Source organism: Mycetocola lacteus, assembly GCF_003667575.1.
In the GTDB taxonomy this organism is placed as follows: Bacteria; Actinomycetota; Actinomycetes; order Actinomycetales; family Microbacteriaceae; genus Mycetocola; species Mycetocola lacteus.
The window spans coordinates 35,619-51,625 of the sequence record NZ_RCUY01000009.1; the positions used below are offsets into that span (position 1 = coordinate 35,619).

General features: G+C 57.8%; 14 protein-coding genes. 12 read left to right on the forward strand and 2 right to left on the reverse strand.

From position 1 onward, the window contains the following. Positions 1-107 precede the first annotated feature (107 nt). Both eccB and eccD read right to left on the reverse strand, forming a co-directional pair. On the reverse strand, positions 108-1,442 hold the full coding sequence (eccB, locus tag D9V34_RS09430; protein ID WP_121688593.1) for a type VII secretion protein EccB: 1,335 nt from the start codon (positions 1,440-1,442) through the stop codon (positions 108-110). 2 nt (positions 1,443-1,444) lie between these two features. Next, complete coding sequence (gene eccD, locus D9V34_RS09435; RefSeq protein WP_121688594.1) at positions 1,445-2,785, reverse strand: type VII secretion integral membrane protein EccD; 1,341 nt, start codon at positions 2,783-2,785, stop codon at positions 1,445-1,447. Between the two features lie 227 nt (positions 2,786-3,012). On the opposite strand from eccD, the gene D9V34_RS09440 reads away from it, so the two are divergent. The 12 genes from D9V34_RS09440 (at position 3,013) to D9V34_RS09490 (ending at position 15,981) form a co-directional block, all read left to right on the forward strand. Then, on the forward strand, positions 3,013-3,327 hold the full coding sequence (locus D9V34_RS09440; RefSeq protein WP_121688595.1) for a WXG100 family type VII secretion target: 315 nt from the start codon (positions 3,013-3,015) through the stop codon (positions 3,325-3,327). A gap of 32 nt (positions 3,328-3,359) precedes the next feature. Continuing rightward, positions 3,360-3,653: a WXG100 family type VII secretion target gene (locus tag D9V34_RS09445; protein WP_245991986.1), complete on the forward strand. Its 294-nt coding sequence runs from the start codon at positions 3,360-3,362 to the stop codon at positions 3,651-3,653. Positions 3,654-4,104: 451 nt separating this feature from the next. Continuing rightward, entirely contained in the window at positions 4,105-4,590 is a 486-nt protein-coding gene (locus tag D9V34_RS17540; protein ID WP_147441670.1) for a hypothetical protein, read from the forward strand. Beyond that, a complete protein-coding gene (locus D9V34_RS09450; RefSeq protein WP_121688596.1) occupies positions 4,591-6,018 on the forward strand; it encodes a S8 family peptidase in 1,428 nt (475 codons plus the stop codon). It begins immediately after the preceding gene. Positions 6,019-6,049: 31 nt separating this feature from the next. Beyond that, positions 6,050-7,501, forward strand: coding sequence for a hypothetical protein (locus D9V34_RS17545; RefSeq protein WP_147441671.1), 1,452 nt, complete (start codon positions 6,050-6,052; stop codon positions 7,499-7,501). A gap of 635 nt (positions 7,502-8,136) precedes the next feature. Next, positions 8,137-9,786: a S8 family peptidase gene (locus tag D9V34_RS09465; RefSeq protein WP_147441672.1), complete on the forward strand. Its 1,650-nt coding sequence runs from the start codon at positions 8,137-8,139 to the stop codon at positions 9,784-9,786. Further along, positions 9,786-10,433, forward strand: a complete 648-nt coding sequence (locus D9V34_RS17550) for a hypothetical protein (RefSeq protein ID WP_147441673.1) — start codon at positions 9,786-9,788, stop codon at positions 10,431-10,433. The genes D9V34_RS09465 and D9V34_RS17550 overlap by 1 nt, the downstream gene beginning before the upstream one ends. Before the next feature lie 4 nt (positions 10,434-10,437). Continuing rightward, the gene (locus D9V34_RS09470; protein WP_183091935.1) at positions 10,438-12,063 is read left to right on the forward strand and encodes a S8 family peptidase; all 1,626 of its coding nucleotides are present in this window, start codon (positions 10,438-10,440) and stop codon (positions 12,061-12,063) included. Positions 12,064-12,220: 157 nt separating this feature from the next. Next, on the forward strand, positions 12,221-12,412 hold the full coding sequence (locus tag D9V34_RS17555) for a hypothetical protein (RefSeq protein WP_147441674.1): 192 nt from the start codon (positions 12,221-12,223) through the stop codon (positions 12,410-12,412). Positions 12,413-12,442: 30 nt separating this feature from the next. Then, positions 12,443-13,651: a S8 family peptidase gene (locus tag D9V34_RS09475; protein ID WP_121688601.1), complete on the forward strand. Its 1,209-nt coding sequence runs from the start codon at positions 12,443-12,445 to the stop codon at positions 13,649-13,651. Positions 13,652-14,008: 357 nt separating this feature from the next. Next, a complete protein-coding gene (locus D9V34_RS17810) occupies positions 14,009-15,199 on the forward strand; it encodes a hypothetical protein (protein ID WP_183091936.1) in 1,191 nt (396 codons plus the stop codon). Next, complete coding sequence (locus tag D9V34_RS09490) at positions 15,196-15,981, forward strand: hypothetical protein (protein ID WP_121688603.1); 786 nt, start codon at positions 15,196-15,198, stop codon at positions 15,979-15,981. The genes D9V34_RS17810 and D9V34_RS09490 overlap by 4 nt, the downstream gene beginning before the upstream one ends. Positions 15,982-16,007 lie beyond the last annotated feature (26 nt).

Genomic DNA, 16,007 nt, shown 5'->3' on the forward strand with positions numbered 1-16,007 from the left:
CGATGGTTCAGCGATATCTGGTTGCGCGCTGACTGGTTCAGCGAGTACTGGTTCAGCGCTGATTGCTGCTGCGTGATGCGCAACGCGAGACGTATTCATGCGCGCGCTCATCCGCCCGATACCGGGGTGGTGGCTGCGGCCTGGGCGCTGAGCTCCGGGCCGGAGGGGATCATACGCAACCACGGTGCGGGGATGGTTGTGACATCCTTATCCTCATATCCCAGTTGGGCAATAATGTCGCTGGTTGCCCCGGGGACCGCATAGGCGATGCCGGTGGAGTCCACCACCGTCACCGTTCCCGCGCGCCCACCGCGTACCAGCGCACCGCTGCCGCGCGCGACGCTCACGCTGGATTCCACCCGGTCGGCGTCGCGGGCCGAGGGCGCGGGCCCGGGCTGTGCGAGAACGGTTGAGCGTCCGTCGCGGCTCGCGAGGAAGGTGGCCTGCACGGTGCCCTGCTCGATTCCGGCGAGCGGAGTCAGTACCCGCGATGGCCAGACCTGACCGCCGGCGTTTTTGGCGGTGGGCAGCCCAGCCAGATCGGCGGGCGGACGCTGGACCTCCTCGCCATAGGCGGCCGCGTTCCCCAGCAGGGCGAGCCTGTAGGCGATCGGTGTGAGCGGGGCCAGCGTCCCATTGTCCAGCAGGAGATAGCGGTCGTCTGACGCCGCCCCCATCTGACGGATCACGCTGCCCGCGGGCAGATTGATACCCGGCACAAGGGTGCCGGCACCCTCCACGTTGAGCGGGGCCAGGGGGTCACCCGCGGCAAACAGGTTGAGCCAGTCTCCGGTCACCGGCAGCGGGGTCTGGGTATCCAACCCGACCGCGCGCAGGACCGAGGTGCTCTGCGCAGGATCCACCGGATACCGGGTGCCTCCGGCGATGACAAACAGATCCTGGTCACGGCTGACCACGATGCCCTCGGTTTCTTTCGCCGGCTTAGCGGTGCGATCGCCGATGGTGAGCTCGGTTCCCTGCCCCACAACGCGTGCAGTCCAGGCATCGACCTCGAGGGACTTGCGCGAGGGGAGGACGTCCGGTCCGCCGGGGATCCCGATTGTTGATCCGACCGGGATCTTATTTAGAGCCCCCTGATCCACGGTGAGCACGCTAAATTCCTTGGCGGGAATCAGGAGGCGCGCACTGACGGTGTTGATCACCGGGTGCAGCGTTCCATCTACCGACAGGTAGCGGGCACCGGAGTCCTTGGCGACGATGAGCCGGTTGTTCTCCCATCCCTGGGGCAGTCCCGGGCGGACCAGGCCAAAAAAGAGCCCACCGAGGATCACCATGGCCGACAGGGTGATGCCGGCGATGACCGCACGCAGCGGCTTGGCCGGTTCCAGCTCCTTCCCGCCGGGGGCCCCGCCGCTGAACGCAGACAGGAGGCGACGCCTGCTGAACCCCTGAGCTTCAACCAGATCCTTCTTGGTTGCCATGTTTATGCCAGCCCAACGATGATCACGCCGAGGGGGAGCAGCGCGGTGAGGAGAAGAATTTCGATGCCGTCGGCATACACGCTGAGACGGATGCGGACCCGCTCACTGAGCAGTGTCAGGATGAGCGTGACGGTGGTGGCCACCAGCAGTGCGACGAGCAGCACGACCGCGTTGTCCGGGTGGGCGACCAGGCTGACCCAGCCGGTCAAACCGACGATTGCGGTACCGCAGGCGAGCAGGGTCAGCACCGATCCCCGAGCTCCGGCCTGCCGAGACTGGAACATGAGGACGGCTCCACACAGCGCGCTGAGGATTGCGCCGAGCCAGGATCCGCCGGCGACGATCGGGATCGAGGTGAGGATGGTGAGTCCCAGCGCGAGGCGCAGCGCGATCAGGGTGCGCTGACCACGAGCGACGCGGTCGGCCACACGTTCGGAATCGATCGGGTCGGGGTCATCAAACATTTCCTGTTCGCTCTGCGGCGTCAGGATCGTGATCCGGGTGCTGGCGAGTGCGAGCCAGGGGAGTGCGCCAGCGAGTGCTCCACAAACCGCTATCGCAATCGCGAAACTGGCCATCGGCGGCACGTTAAACAGCGCGCTCACCGTTGCCGGGACCGCCAGCGCAAATCCCAGAGCAATGGGGGCGAACAGGTATTCAATCGGTCGGATGGCAACCACGATCGCGATTGCCCCAATCACCATCGTGCCCAGGCCAGCGGCGGCCAGCGGCCAGCCCCAGAGAATTCCGGCCGGCGTTAACAGGTATCCGGAGACGCCACCGAACACGGCCGCGGCGATACCAAAGGCAATTCCGGCCCCCTTTTGTCCTAGACGTCCCAGTGCGGCGCACAGCGCGAGGAGAACAATTGCCCCCGCTCCGGCAACGAGAGCCGCCAGGAGATTGTTGGGGCCGAGCGAGGCCAGCGCGAGTCCGCTCAGTCCAAGCAGGGTCAGGCTGACGGCGGTGGCGGTACGGGCCGCGTCCTCGGGCTTCCAGCCGCCGTGTTGGTCGGCGCTGGCGTCAATGACCGCTTCTACGACGTCGTCGTAGACCTTGATCGCCGACACGTTCTCCCCGCGGGTCAGCGTGAGCACTTCCCCCTGGGTGATTCCCTGTGGGAGTGCGCCTTCTGTCGGTGTCAGTGACGCACCGTTGGCGCGGGTCAGACGGTATCCGCCGTGCACCATCGTGGGATCGAGCACCCCGAGGCTGCGAGCGATCCCAGGGATCAGCTCGATGAGTGGCAATCGTCCCGGAATGGCCAGGTCGATGCGTCGATCGTCGTGTACAACGGACACCCGCACGATGGTGTCCGCATTGGATTGTGTGGCCTGTGGCATGGCAATTATTCCCCCGGTTATTCCTAAAAGAATCTACACCCCTGAACGCGGGACGAAAAGAATATCCAATGTGTGGTGCTTTCGGGGGACTTTTTTTATGTAGGCTGTTGGGAGATGGCGGGACCATTTGGGCTTTGAGAGGGAATTCAGGCCTGGATGGAGGGGGGTAATTCTCGTTGCTTCTTCGGTCATCGAATCCATTCGAAAAATCTACGAAGGAGGCAAAGATGGCTGAAACCATCTCCGCAGAAGAAGGAGCCCTGCGCCGCGGAGCGCAGGCTGTAAACACCGCGAAGTCTGGAATTGACCAGCAGGTGAAGAAGGTTCGTGGCGAGATTGAGCAGCTGCGCGGTTTTTGGACCGGTGCCGCGGCCACCTCGTTCACCACGATGATGAACCGTTGGGACGAGGAAGCTCGTAACCTCAACAATGTTCTGGTCACGTTGGAGAACGCTCTGGCTGGTACCGAGCGTGACCAGGCGGCTACCGAAGAGCAGCACCAGCAGACCATTTCTGGTCTGGGTGCGATGATGGCCGGCTAAGCCCGGTTCTGAGACGATAAGGAGAAAATCTCATGATGGAATCAATGTCGGTCCAGACCGCGCAGGTCGGAGCATTGTCGCAGCAGATCCGTGGTGGTGCTCAGGGCATTAAGTCCGAGCTCGACCGTCTCGAGTCCGAGGTGGGTCGTCTTCGTGCGTCCTGGAGTGGTGAGGCTCAGAACGCTTACGATGACGCGCAGCGTCGTTGGAATGCGTCGTTGACCGAGATGCAGCAGCTGTTGGAGCGTATCTCGTCGAGCACCGATCAGATTGCTCAGACCTACACTCAGACGGACAAGAGTGCAGCCGGGCGGTTCGCCGGCTAACTGGCACCGTGTTCTCGGGCCGGGACGCGCGTGCGTTCCGGCTCGGGACACCCCGGGCGGGGTGGTGGAGTTGGCATCTAAGTGTCGGCCTCTGAAGTGACTCCGGGGCGTGACTCCGCGGTTACCAAATTTAGGTGTGCATTCATTTCTCGGGGCTGGTGTGGCCGGTGAAGGTGTGACGGTTGAGCTTCGCCGTAGTGGAGCTTTGCCGTAATGATAATCGGATCAAGAATTCGAACTAGAAAAGTAGAAATCTTTTCAAACCAAAGTGGCTTTATCGCTTTCCCTAACTCATTCCCGGGCTCCGAGGATGATGAGAAGTAACTAATGAATTCAGGGGCAAGCGCAGGTTTGCGGAACCAAGAATGACTCGTGAAGTTTAGTCGGCAGCGCAAGCAGCCTGGAGAGACGGCCTCGCCATGTACGTGTAGTTGTCGGTGAGCAATTGTTTGTGGTCAGTTTCGTCGAAGGCGCGTTGACCAATATGAAAGGGGAGATGTTGGACAACACAGAGATTTCAGTCGGCGTCGACAGCAAAGCATTGAGCGCCCAATTGGTTAAGATCCTCGATGACCTACCAAGCATCGGCGAGATAGTTGAGCACAGTGGCGTCAGCGTAGACGTCGCAAGACGATATCGTAACGCCATGGATGAAGTGCTGCACAGAGTGGCCAATGCCGTGAGTAATTCGGCGAGTGAATTTGAGAAGTTCTCTAAGAACGTTGAAGGGGCCATCTCTGCCCTTCAAGATGCTGATGCTGATGCCGAAGAACGTGCGCGGCAGCTCTTTTCAACAATGAGTGAATCGACCGGAAGCGCCGGGTCAACCTTGCCTCTTGCGAAATCATCGTCAAATCGAAGCATTCCTTCGTCTGGATCTAATGCAGGTGCAGGACGAGCGATCGGTTCCGCTGGCACGGAAACGGAAAACGAGTAGATGAAAAAATCGAATGTCAGACTTCGTGGAATTGCCCTCGGGCTGGCTGCGTTTTGTTCGGTGACGACCCTGTCAGCGGGGCTCGTCAGTGGTGCGGATTCAGCTTCAGCTGCTCCCACATCCGTTTTGGATGACTCTGATCGGGCCGCAGGGTTGTGGTACTTGGAGGCGATGAGCATGCCCTTGGCGAAGCAGGAGGGGCTAACGGGTAAAGGCATCAGAATCGCTGTGGTTGACGATGGTATTAACCTTAAAGCTTCGGAGCTACAGGGTGCTGACATAACGGTTCACGGTGGATATTGCCTTGATAGGGATACTGGCAAGGAAGTTCCAGCGGATTCTGAAATTGCTGCCAATTCACAACATGGTACGAGCGTTGTCGCCGCCCTAGTTGGAAATGGAAAGTCTCGCGATGGAGGGCTCGGCGCAACAGGCATCGTGCCAGACGCGAAAATCGATTTCTATGCAACTGGACCTGTACCGGCAAGTGGACCTTTCGACATAGGTAAAAACCAAGCATGTCCTAGCAATCGCGATCAAGATGGTTCGTTCTCAGGAAACTCGTGGGAGCCTGCAATCCAGGATGCAGTAAGGTCTGGGGCTGGAATAGTGTCGATTTCGATGTCAGGAGCTGTGGGCTTTATGGATAAGTCACTGGCTGAGGCAGCGAGCCGTGGCGTAGTCGTTGTGGGCTCGGCCGATAATCCTGGGACAGATTCACTAGGCGCAGGAGGATTTCCGGCAGCTGGCAACGGCACGGTTGCGGTAAACGCGGTGGGCAGCGATTCGAACGTGATCGGGACGAGCGCGGGCTACGAGCAGATGGTACCTGCGAGTGCGACAAACATGGCTGTTAGCGCGCCGGGGGTTCGCATACTCTCGGTTGGTCCCGATTGGGGACCTACTATCGAGCATGGCACTTCCTACGCGACGCCGCTGATTGCAGGTGCTTTGGCATTAGTGAAAGAAAAATACCCAGACGCCACGTTATATCAAGCCGTACAGGCGCTTATTCATACAACAGACCAAAACAAGCGGCAAGGGGCGTTGCAATGGGATAACCGTTACGGTTACGGCATCGTCTCTGTAGCAGACATGCTGAAGTCGGATCCAAGTACATACCCGAATGAAAATCCGCTTTTTATTTCGAGTGCTGATGACCCTCGCTGCAAGGCACCGGACGAGTCGGTGTCTCCTTCATCCGTTTCAGATTGTAACTGGGCTCGGGTTCCGAGCCCTCAAGACGTAGCGAAAGCAACGCCAACATCGAGCAAACCTAGCATCGCTCCTGATGCGCAAACAGGCGCTGTTTTCCCGGCCTGGCTTGCTGTAGCAGTCGTCTCAGGGGTTGTCGCTGCAATTCTCGTCGCAACCGCAATCATTGTGATTCTTGTGCGACGCAGGGCCAGAAAACCTAATCACCTATGAATTAGACATGGCTTCGTAGTCGTATGGCCCGGTGAACTCAGTTTCACTATGTGTAGGTATTCGGCAGATAAGAGTTAAGTTAGAAAGGAAGATGGTCATGGGAACGCAGGGGGAATCCGAGCGGACACTTCGAGAGTTGGCGACTGGGCGGGACTGGTTTGCACCAGGCTTGCGCAAACTCCGCACGACTCTGGAGATGTCCCGATCTACTTTTACATCGCAATCTCGTGAACTCTTTTCTAATTGGACTGGAGAGGCGGCTGCCGCTGCGCGGGTAGAAGCCTCAAATCTAATAGATTACGTCGCAACAATCGAGGCTTACTGCCAAGGTATTGAAACGGCAATCGAATCAGATAACATTCGGAGACAAGACAATGGTGAAGCAGCCTTAGGTCGTCTACCTGATGGGGAAATATCCGATCCCACTTTGCGGGCGCTTGCTCAGGGCGCAAGCATTGCGTCTCCGCTAACCGGCGGACTGATCACGTTTGCGACGAAGGGTTTATTGGATGCCTATCTGGCAAACCAACGTGACGAGGCAGCAAAGCGCGAGCTTCGGAAGCTTGCGAAAGTCATCCAATCGTCTGCCGATGACCTGGTTACGTTAAAGACGGAGCATGTGTCTCTCAATGAGAATTTTGACCCTCAGGGCGAAGGTGCTGGACCAGAATCTAGTCAACCTATTGGACGGCGGTTCCCGGCACCGTGGACACCTGACGGTAGTCGTGATTCCTTAAGCGGTGTCAACGGTAATGGTGCCGGAAGCCTTAATATTGGCATACCGGGGCATGCCGGAATTGTAACAAGTGGTTCTGAAAATGGCTCTGGTTCGGCTGAATCTGGAGCAGGCTCTCGCCCCGCTGGCGGAGGGAGCAGCCAAGAAAACCCGTCGAGGCCTCCGATTTCGGGCGGTTCGGATGTTCGCCCGATACCGGGCGGCGGTGGTAACGGTAACGGGCCTGGTGGTGGTATCGGGGGTCCTGGCGTTGATGTTGGTCGTGGGCCGAGTCAGGATTCGTCGCTGAACGGAATTGGCGGTGGTCCTGGTGTGGGGTTGCGTGGTGGTCTTGCTGGTGCTGTTGGTTTGGCTGCCGGAGCAAAACTTGCCGGGGGCAGTGGCGGTGCGTTAGGTGCTGGTGGTGTCGCCGGTGTGGGCGGTGGCGTTGGTGGGCTTGGCGGTGGTGCCGGTGTTTCCGGTAGTGGCGGGCTTCTTGGCGGGAATGGTGCAGCGGGGGCCGGTTCTGGTTCTGCCGGTGCTAGTGCGGCGGGCAAGGCAGCTGGGGCATCAGCAGGTGCCGGGCGTCCTGGGGGGAGCGGTCTTCTCGGTGGCGGTCAGGGTGCTGGCGGCGCGAATGCCGAGAAGAAGCGTTCTGGTTCTGGGGGATATATTGCGCCGAAGTTTGAGGAGGATCCCGAGCGAGGTCCGGCATCTCTTGCCGCGGGGCCGGGCAAGCGTGTGAAGAAGAAGCCTGCGGAGCAGTGATGGATCGGCCGCCTGGAGCGTTGTGGTATTACGTTTCCGGCGGCCGATTTGTTGGAAGTGAGGGAGTGCTTCGGGCCGTTGGGTGTTTCTTATCGAGTATCGATCAGATTGCTCAGACCTGCGCCCAGACGGACAAGCGTGCCGCTGGGCGTTTCGCGGGCTCGCTGGTGCCGTGATCCCGGGCCGGGATGCGGGTGCGTCCCGGCTCGGGTCACCCCGAACGGGTTGGTGGAGCCGGCCTCATTATGTGAGTCTCTGAAGTAACTCCGGAACGGGAATCCGGGGATACCTAATTATTCGGAAACTACTGCGAAGCAAGTCGCCGATGTTGTCACTGATCCATTAGATAGCGATTCAATTAGCGAGCACTCGGGAGTGAGCGTCGGCAAAGCGAAGGATTATCGAGAAGCCATGAGCGTGGTCTTAGCCCAGCTAAGTGCACAGGTAGACCAGCTTGTCGAGAGGATCAGTTGTTTCTCAGGAAATGCTACTGCAGCAATCGCCGCAATTCGAGCCACAGACAACGCGGCAGAAGAGACGAGCCGACAGTTTTTCTTAGAACTTGAAAATACCGAGAAGGCAAGCTTTTCAGAACCTTCTGAAACTAAGGGTTCCTCGTCAAATACCGACTCTGAGTGAAAGTATCCAGCGGAATGCATCCAAAAAGAGAATATATTAAGCGTCTCCAAGCGTCGATCCAGGTGAAAGGTTTCGTGACCACGGCCTTGACCGTTGCTTTGCTTTCTGTACCTCCAATGGCTGCACACGCAGCTTCCCCATCTGGGGAGGAGCGTACGGCAGCACTTTGGTATGTAGATGCATTGGGAATTCCTGCAGCGAAAGCCGAGGGGCTGACTGGCAAGGGCATGCGTATAGCAGTAGTGGACGATGGCATCAATCTCCAAGCCTCAGAGCTACAAGGTGCGAACATTAACGTTCATGGGAACTACTGCTTAAATCAAGACACAGGTAAGCCGATACCGGCAGATTCCCCGGATGGTGCGATTTCGCAGCATGGCACGAGTGTCGTGGCCATGCTTGTGGGAAACGGTCGTGCGTCTGATGGTGGGCTTGGAACCGTAGGAATTGTGCCTGATGCTCAAATTGATTTTTACGCTGCAGGCCCACTCGTCACTGAAGAACAAGAGGCGGCCGGCTGGGATAAGATTTGTCCTTCCAGCCAAGGAAGCGATGGGGCTTTCAGCGGCGATGCATGGAGAAACGCAATGAATGATGCGGTTTCTTCAGGGGCGTCATTTGTTTCCGTCTCCCTTGCCGGCTCGGTGACCACTTTCAAACAAGGGCTTGTTGACGCCGGGCGACTTGGAGTAACAGTAGTTGCATCTGCTTTGAACCCTGGGAATGATTCTCTTGGAGTCGGTGCTTTTCCCGCAGCGGGCAACGGAACGGTGGCAGTCAACGCCGTCGGTCGTGACAATAAAGTCATTGGACGTAGCGATGGGTTTGGCGGTGGCTTACAGGTTGGCAATGGAAACATGACCGTGGGGGCTCCTGGAGTGCGAATCTTGTCCATGAATGCACAATGGCAACCTACGATTGAGCATGGGACCTCTTATGCTGCACCGTTGCTCACAGGCGCGTTGGTGTTGACGTCGCAGAAATATCCGAAAGCTACGCATAACCAGCTCTTGCAGTCGCTTATTAACACCACGGACAAGAGTCTTCGTGACGGAGCGTTGTCGTGGGAGAACGACCTTGGCTATGGAATTGCTTCACTGCCCGAGATGCTGAGCCGAGATCCCTCCGGATTTCCGGATGTGAACCCGATATTCGTCGATGATCCAAGCGATCCTCGTTGCAAGGGGCCACGTTCCTCAGCTCAACCGACAACTATGGAAAAATGCCGATGGGCGCAGTATCCGACAGCTCAAGAGATCAAGGACGCTAAGTCCTCGTCCAACCCGATCGCAAAGCCTGAAGACAACACGAAAAAGAGTCAATCGTCTGGCTTTCTAACCCTGATATCTGCTATCGGTGCAGGGATCGTTGTTTTGGTCGCAGCTGGTGTCTCGATCCCTATGTTAGTTCGCCGCCGCCGACGACGTAGTGCGACATTTGTACAGGTCGAAGGTGCTGGTCTTCAGCAAACAGGTCCCAACTATCCGGTGACAGGACCTGGCGCTGGAGATCCCAAAAATGCTGGTGTTCAGAAAGCACCTATCCACCCGGGTTCGGCACCAATTAGGCCAGCGCATGGACAGGGAACAAACACTCTGTCAGATGCCCCAGATTCAACCCGAAAAACTGAACGAAACGAGGAGTAATGGCCAATCAGGGGGACGCTGAAGCACAACTAAAGGATTTTGTTCAGGGTAAAAGCTGGGTAGCACCAAACCTTGCGATACTTCGGGGAAAACTTCTCGAGGCGCGGGGCCAACTTGTCACGCGGGGCATCGATCTTTTCGGTTCTTGGAATGGAGAATCTTCGGAAGCTGCACGAGCCGCGGCATCTGTTCTCGTGGAAACGATTGCCACTCTAGAACAACAGTGTGCAGATATTGAAAAAGCCATCGATCAGGATGACTTGGAGCGCAGAGCGTCTGCTGAGTCTGCTCTGAAGAAGCTCCCCAAGGATGCAATTCCTGATTCCACACTCCGCGCGGTACTTCAAGGTGCGACGATCGTGAACCCTATCGGAGGCGGGCTTCTCACGATGGCGACAATCGCACTTTTCGCGAATCAACTTTCCGAGGAACGAAATAGGGTTGCGCAAGCTGAGCTATCGAAAATCGAATCCAAAATAGATCGCGCCGCGAATTCCCTTGTCGAGCGTCGCACGGAGCATATCGCTCTGAATGAGCGATTTGGTAAAAGCGACTTTGGGATTACCGAAGGATCGGAATCTCGGCCACCTCGGACTGCGACACTTCCTTGGGGCGGCCCGAATGTCTGCGGACGAGATGGGAACTAATCGAATGCATTCACGTAAGCGCCGCGAGCATTCACACGCCTACGGGTACCTGGGCAAGGGCTTGGCGGCCGCAGGAGCGGTTGCAGCTTTGGTGGTTGGGGTTTCGCTTCCCGCGCACGCCACCGCTCCGTCCTCTGACCAACGTACCGCTGGCTTGTGGTATGTGGACGCGATGGGGATTCCTGCGGCGAAAGCCGAGGGGTTGACGGGTAAAGGCATCCGGATCGCGGTTGTTGATGATGGGATCAATCTGAAGGCTGCGGAGCTTCAGGGGGCGAACATTACTGTTCACGGCAACTACTGCCTGAACCAGGATACGGGGAAACCGATACCGGCCGACTCTACTGATGGTTCGATTTCTCAGCATGGTACAAGTGTGGTGGCGATGCTTGTCGGAAATGGCCGTGCATCTGACGGGGGGCCGGGAACAGTAGGTATTGTTCCTGATGCTCAAATCGATTTCTATGCCGCAGGACCGATTGTTTCTAAAGAGCAGGAAGCTGCGGGGTGGGACCAGATCTGTCCGACGGGTCGCGATGATGATGGAACCTTCACCGGCGACTCGTGGGAAGATGCGATGAACGACGCTGTGGACTCAGGCGCGTCGTTTGTGTCTGTTTCGCTCGCTGGCTCTGGCCTCTCATTCATAGACGGCTTGACTCAAGCTGCGAGTCGAGGGGTTACGGTGGTGGCCTCGGCACGAAATCCCGGGAACGATTCGAGTGGGGTGGGGGATTTTCCTGCCGCGGGAAACGGTACTGTGTCGGTTAATGCCGTTGGGCGGGACAATAAGGTCATTGGCCAGAGCGATGGTTTTGGCGGTGGTTTGCAAGTGGGTAGTGGAAACACGGCCGTGGGGGCTCCCGGCGTGCGAATTCTATCGATGGATGCGCAGTGGCAGCCCACGATTGAGCATGGTACGTCGTATGCGACACCGCTGGTAACCGGTGCGCTGGCGTTAGCGTCTCAAAAATATCCGAAGGCGACCCACAATCAGTTGTTGCAGTCCCTGATTAACACTACGGATAGGTCTCTGCGTGATGGTGCTCTCTCCTGGGAGAGTGATCTTGGCTACGGTATTGCCTCGTTACCTGATCTGTTGAGCCGGGATCCGTCTTCGTTTCCGGATGAAAACCCGCTATTTGTGAACGATCCCAGTGACCCTCGCTGTATGTGGCCGCGCTCATCGACCCAGCCGACCACGATGGAGAAGTGCCGGTGGGCTCAGAATCCGACTCTTGAAGAAGTCAAAGCGGCCAGTGCTTCGGCGCGGCCTTCGACCCAATCGCCGCTACCTGGTGAAAACGCTATGGGGATGCCATTGCCCTGGGTGATTCTTGGTGCCGTGTTTGGAATCGTGGTCATTGCCGCTGCTGGGGTACTTGTTCCGGTCCTTATCGTCCGCAATCGCAGGGCGAAACTCGCAGAAGCAAGCCGTCAGAGTAATTCTCATCACGTTATGCCGCATGAGCAGGGGAGCCGGTTGGGCATGCAGAATGGCTCTGATTCTAGGCATCTGCCTCAGGCACCTCAGAACTGGGGCTCACCGAATCAGGTGGGACAGCCTGTCCGAGATGACAGCAGTCAAAACATTACTCATAACGATGAGCGCAAAAAGGAGGCTGAATAAAAATGGCTCAGCAGGGGGAAGCTGAAAAGAAGCTTGTGGAACTTGCTTCCGGTAGGAGTTGGGCTGCGCCAACCCTGGCTAAACGCCGAGACAAAGCCCACTCACAGTGGATCAGGTCGAAAAGGCACGTGCTCAGAGAAACTAGAGGTACGTCCGAGTGAGGGTTAAAATTCAAAGCCTCTCGATTGGTCGTCGGCGAATTGGTATGACGGTATTGGCGGCCTTCTTTACCACGGCGATGGTTATTGGTTCAGCGGCAACTCAGCAGGATTCAGTTTTCGCGATGCCTTCTACCAACGAAGCTCAAGCCCAAGGACTCTGGTATTTGAACAAAACTGGCGTGGCGTAGGCACACTCGGAGGGCCTCAGCGGAAAAGGAATCCGCATTGCGGTAGTTGATGATGGAATCAATTCACGTGCTGCCGAGCTGCAGGGCGCAAACATCAAGGTTCACGGAGGATTTTGTCTGGACCAAGGCTCGGGAGCTCCCATACCCGCAGATTCAACGGATCCCCTGATCTCTCAGCATGGAACTAGCGTTGTAGCGATGCTTGTCGGGAACGGCCAGTCGTCGGATGGCGGCCCTGGCGCTCAGGGAGTTGCTCCTGATGCACAAATCGATTTTTTTGCGACGGGTCCGGTCACTTCGAAACAAGAAGAAGCTGAGGGCAAGTCTAAGGTTTGTCCTTCTGAGAAGAATGCTGATGGCGAATTCAGCGGCGACTCCTGGGAAAGCGCGATGAATGCTGCGGCATCATCTGGAGCAGATTTTGTTTCAGTCTCGTTGGCCGGGCAGTATCTGACATTTAAAGCGGGCATGATTGATGCGATGAAACGAGGCGTTACAGTCGTGGGATCCGCGCTGAACCCAGGTGATGACTCCATAGGTATTGGTGCCTTCCCCGCCGCGGGGAACGGAACTCTGGCTGTAAACGCGGTTGGCGATGATGCGAAAGTTATTGGTGAGAGCGCGGGTTTCAGGCAAGAGATTCCGATTGGAAGGCCAAACATGGGAATCAGTGCGCCTGGAGTAGGTATTCTCTCAATTGGCGCTGACTGGAAACCCGCTATTGAGAACGGGACTTCTCTTGCGACTCCATATGTCACCGGCGTATTGGCGCTGGCTGCTCAGAAATACCCGAAAGCATCTAAGAACCAGCTCATTCAGGCTCTCCTCCATACTACGGATGACAACTCTCACGCTGGAAAACTGGAATGGGACGAGCTTTTCGGATACGGTATCGTGTCGCTTCCTGATTTTCTCGGGACGGATCCGTCCAGCTACCCAGACGTAAATCCCCTGTTCGTCACCGCCCCATCTGATCCTCGATGTAAAGCGGAAGACCAAACGTCGCAGCCGTCTTCCATGGAACAGTGTGCATGGGCCAAATTTCCCACAACTGCCGATATTTCAGGTGCCCCGACGCAACCTAGCCAAAGCGCAGGAGACACATCCGACAACGCTAAAGAAAATGGCGCTCAATTGGAATTGGTTTACGCCTTCGCTGTCGGAGCCTTGGTCATTCTTGGCGGCGCAGTTTGGATCTTCGCCTACTCGCGAAGGCGCAGAAGGTCACAGTCTAACTAGGTCATAAAATCGATCAGTTTCAATAGCGGAGGCAACGCGATCCTCCACAAGCTGTTTACAAGGACGCAATTAGACACGAATGTGCAGCATGCGCGAGATGATGTGAAATTTGCGCTGTAGATGGCGTTATTCTGCCCCGCAAAGAGGGTAGGCTAGCGGAGACGCATTTATGCGTCTGGATCTCAGTGTTCATCGTGGGGCGATGCCTGGGATTTCGGAAAGTGCGAATTTCGTGCCGCCCGGGGGAGCTTTCTGAGGGATTCGGATATGGATGGTTGGTTCTCCCTCCCCAATCACAACACGGTGTTCACCGTCTGAACGCCAAGAAAACGATCCCAGCACTACGGAGGAGTATCGATGGCAAGCAACAAGATTGTTGTGGTCCCGCAGACCCTGATGGATGCGGAACAGTATCAGGGCGATTTTGCCCGGGCTCTTGAAGCAAACTACGGATATTTGCAGACGCACTGCCGACTCGACGGGGCGTTTGGGGTGCTGATGCTGCCGATGCAGAACTACCATAATCAGGCTCGAGACTTGATTCTGAAAAACTTTGAAGCGCTCAAAAACATTGCGATCGCGAGCCAGAATGGGCTGCGGCAGGCACTCAAGGACTATAGCGATCACGAACAAAAAGTCATCGATGAAACGTGCAAACTCGGCACGCAAATCAACGGTGATTTTTCTGGCAACAGTGGCGTGCAGATTAACGGTCCGGTGACCATCAACGGCAACGGGAACTCCATCGGCGGTGCCGGCGGCGGGGGTAATCCCGGTGGCGGATCCGCCGGAGGAAGATACGGCGGAGGCTCTGCCGCCGGTGGTGGCGGTGCCGGGGGTTCAGCAGCTGCCGGAGGTAGCGGCGGCGCAGGTGGTGCCGGAGGTGCTGGAGGCGCTGGAGGCGCTGGAGGCGCTGGCGGATCCGCGCCGTATACCCCTCCGGTTGTTGACCAGACTCTGCCCGATTTCCCGGATGCTCCCACCCCGCCCACTCTCGGCGGCGGAGCCGGTGGCGTCGGAGGTAGCGGTGGTGCCGGTGGTGCCGGTGGAGACGGCGGCGCTGGTGGCGGTGTCGACAGTTCGGGCGGCAGCGGTGGAGACGGCGGTGCTGGTGGATCGGGCGGAGCTGGGGGAGCCGGGGGAGCTGGGGGAGCCGGCGGCGACGGAAACCATGTCTCACTACCCGGTGCACCCACACATCCGGTAGATCCGACACATCTCGGTGAGCCGGTAGATCCTACCGACCCCGGTGCCGTTGTGTCGCCGGTTGACCCCGCCGTGCCGGTGGATCTCAACGAGGGATTGCCACGAAACTGGGACGAGATCGTCGCCAAGGATCCGCTGGGGCGCACCGATGCGGAGCTGCGGGAACTGTGGCTCAACCGAGAGGCCGTCGTAATTATCGCACCGCCGAAATCGCACATCGGGTTTGGCTACCCCGAAGAGATCAACCTCAACGTCAACGTGGTGTCCAACGTCAATGTGAACATCAACCTCGACAGTCTCCTGCGTGAGGCCCTCGGGACCAGCGAACGGAGCAACGCATGAGCTCGATCACCCCGGTAGCGGATCCGGCCTCGGTCCTCACCACCCCATCGGTGTCCAAGGAGTCCCTGGACAAGGTGATGCAGGCGCGCGGTAACTCAATATTTGGTCAGTTTGATAACATCGCCCGTCAGCTCTTCAACTTCAGTCCTCTCGATGAGTGGGTATTCAACCCGTTTATTGGTGACTGGCAGCGCATGGATAAGGCGGCTGCCGCGTGGACAAACACGGCTACGGCGCTGGAGATGTTCGGGCAGAACGCCCAGCATCTCACCGAGGTTGTGGGCGACGACTGGGAGGGCGAGGGATTTGATGCTTTCAAAGCGTCCCAGGCCAGTTTCGCCGAGAAGCTCCCGCCACTGGCGCAGCAATGCACCAATGCAGCCGAACTGAACCTCGCCTTTGTGGACTATGCCTCCCAGGTCGCCGGGCTGATTCTCGACATTCTGGATATCCTCGCGCAGAAGCTCATTCGAATGTCCGCCGAAGCGGCGGTGCCGGTTGCCGGATGGGTAGCCGCCGGAATCGAAGTCGCAGATCTGGTTGCCAAGGTGTGCGACTGGTCGGTTCGAATCCTCGACCTGATCAACAGCGTGGTGCGCATCGCTCAGGCCTACATCGCCATCATGACGGGGTTCCAGAATTCGCTGAGCGCGATCACGTCGTTGCTGGACACCTGGACTTCCGTGGCCTCCAACGTGGGCGCGGTTGCCAGCCTCGCCAGCGAGGTGCTCAACAAGGCACCCAAACAGCCCGCCGCGACGAAGCCGGCACCGATCGGGTAGCGCGCTGCGCCCCGAGACCGTTTGAG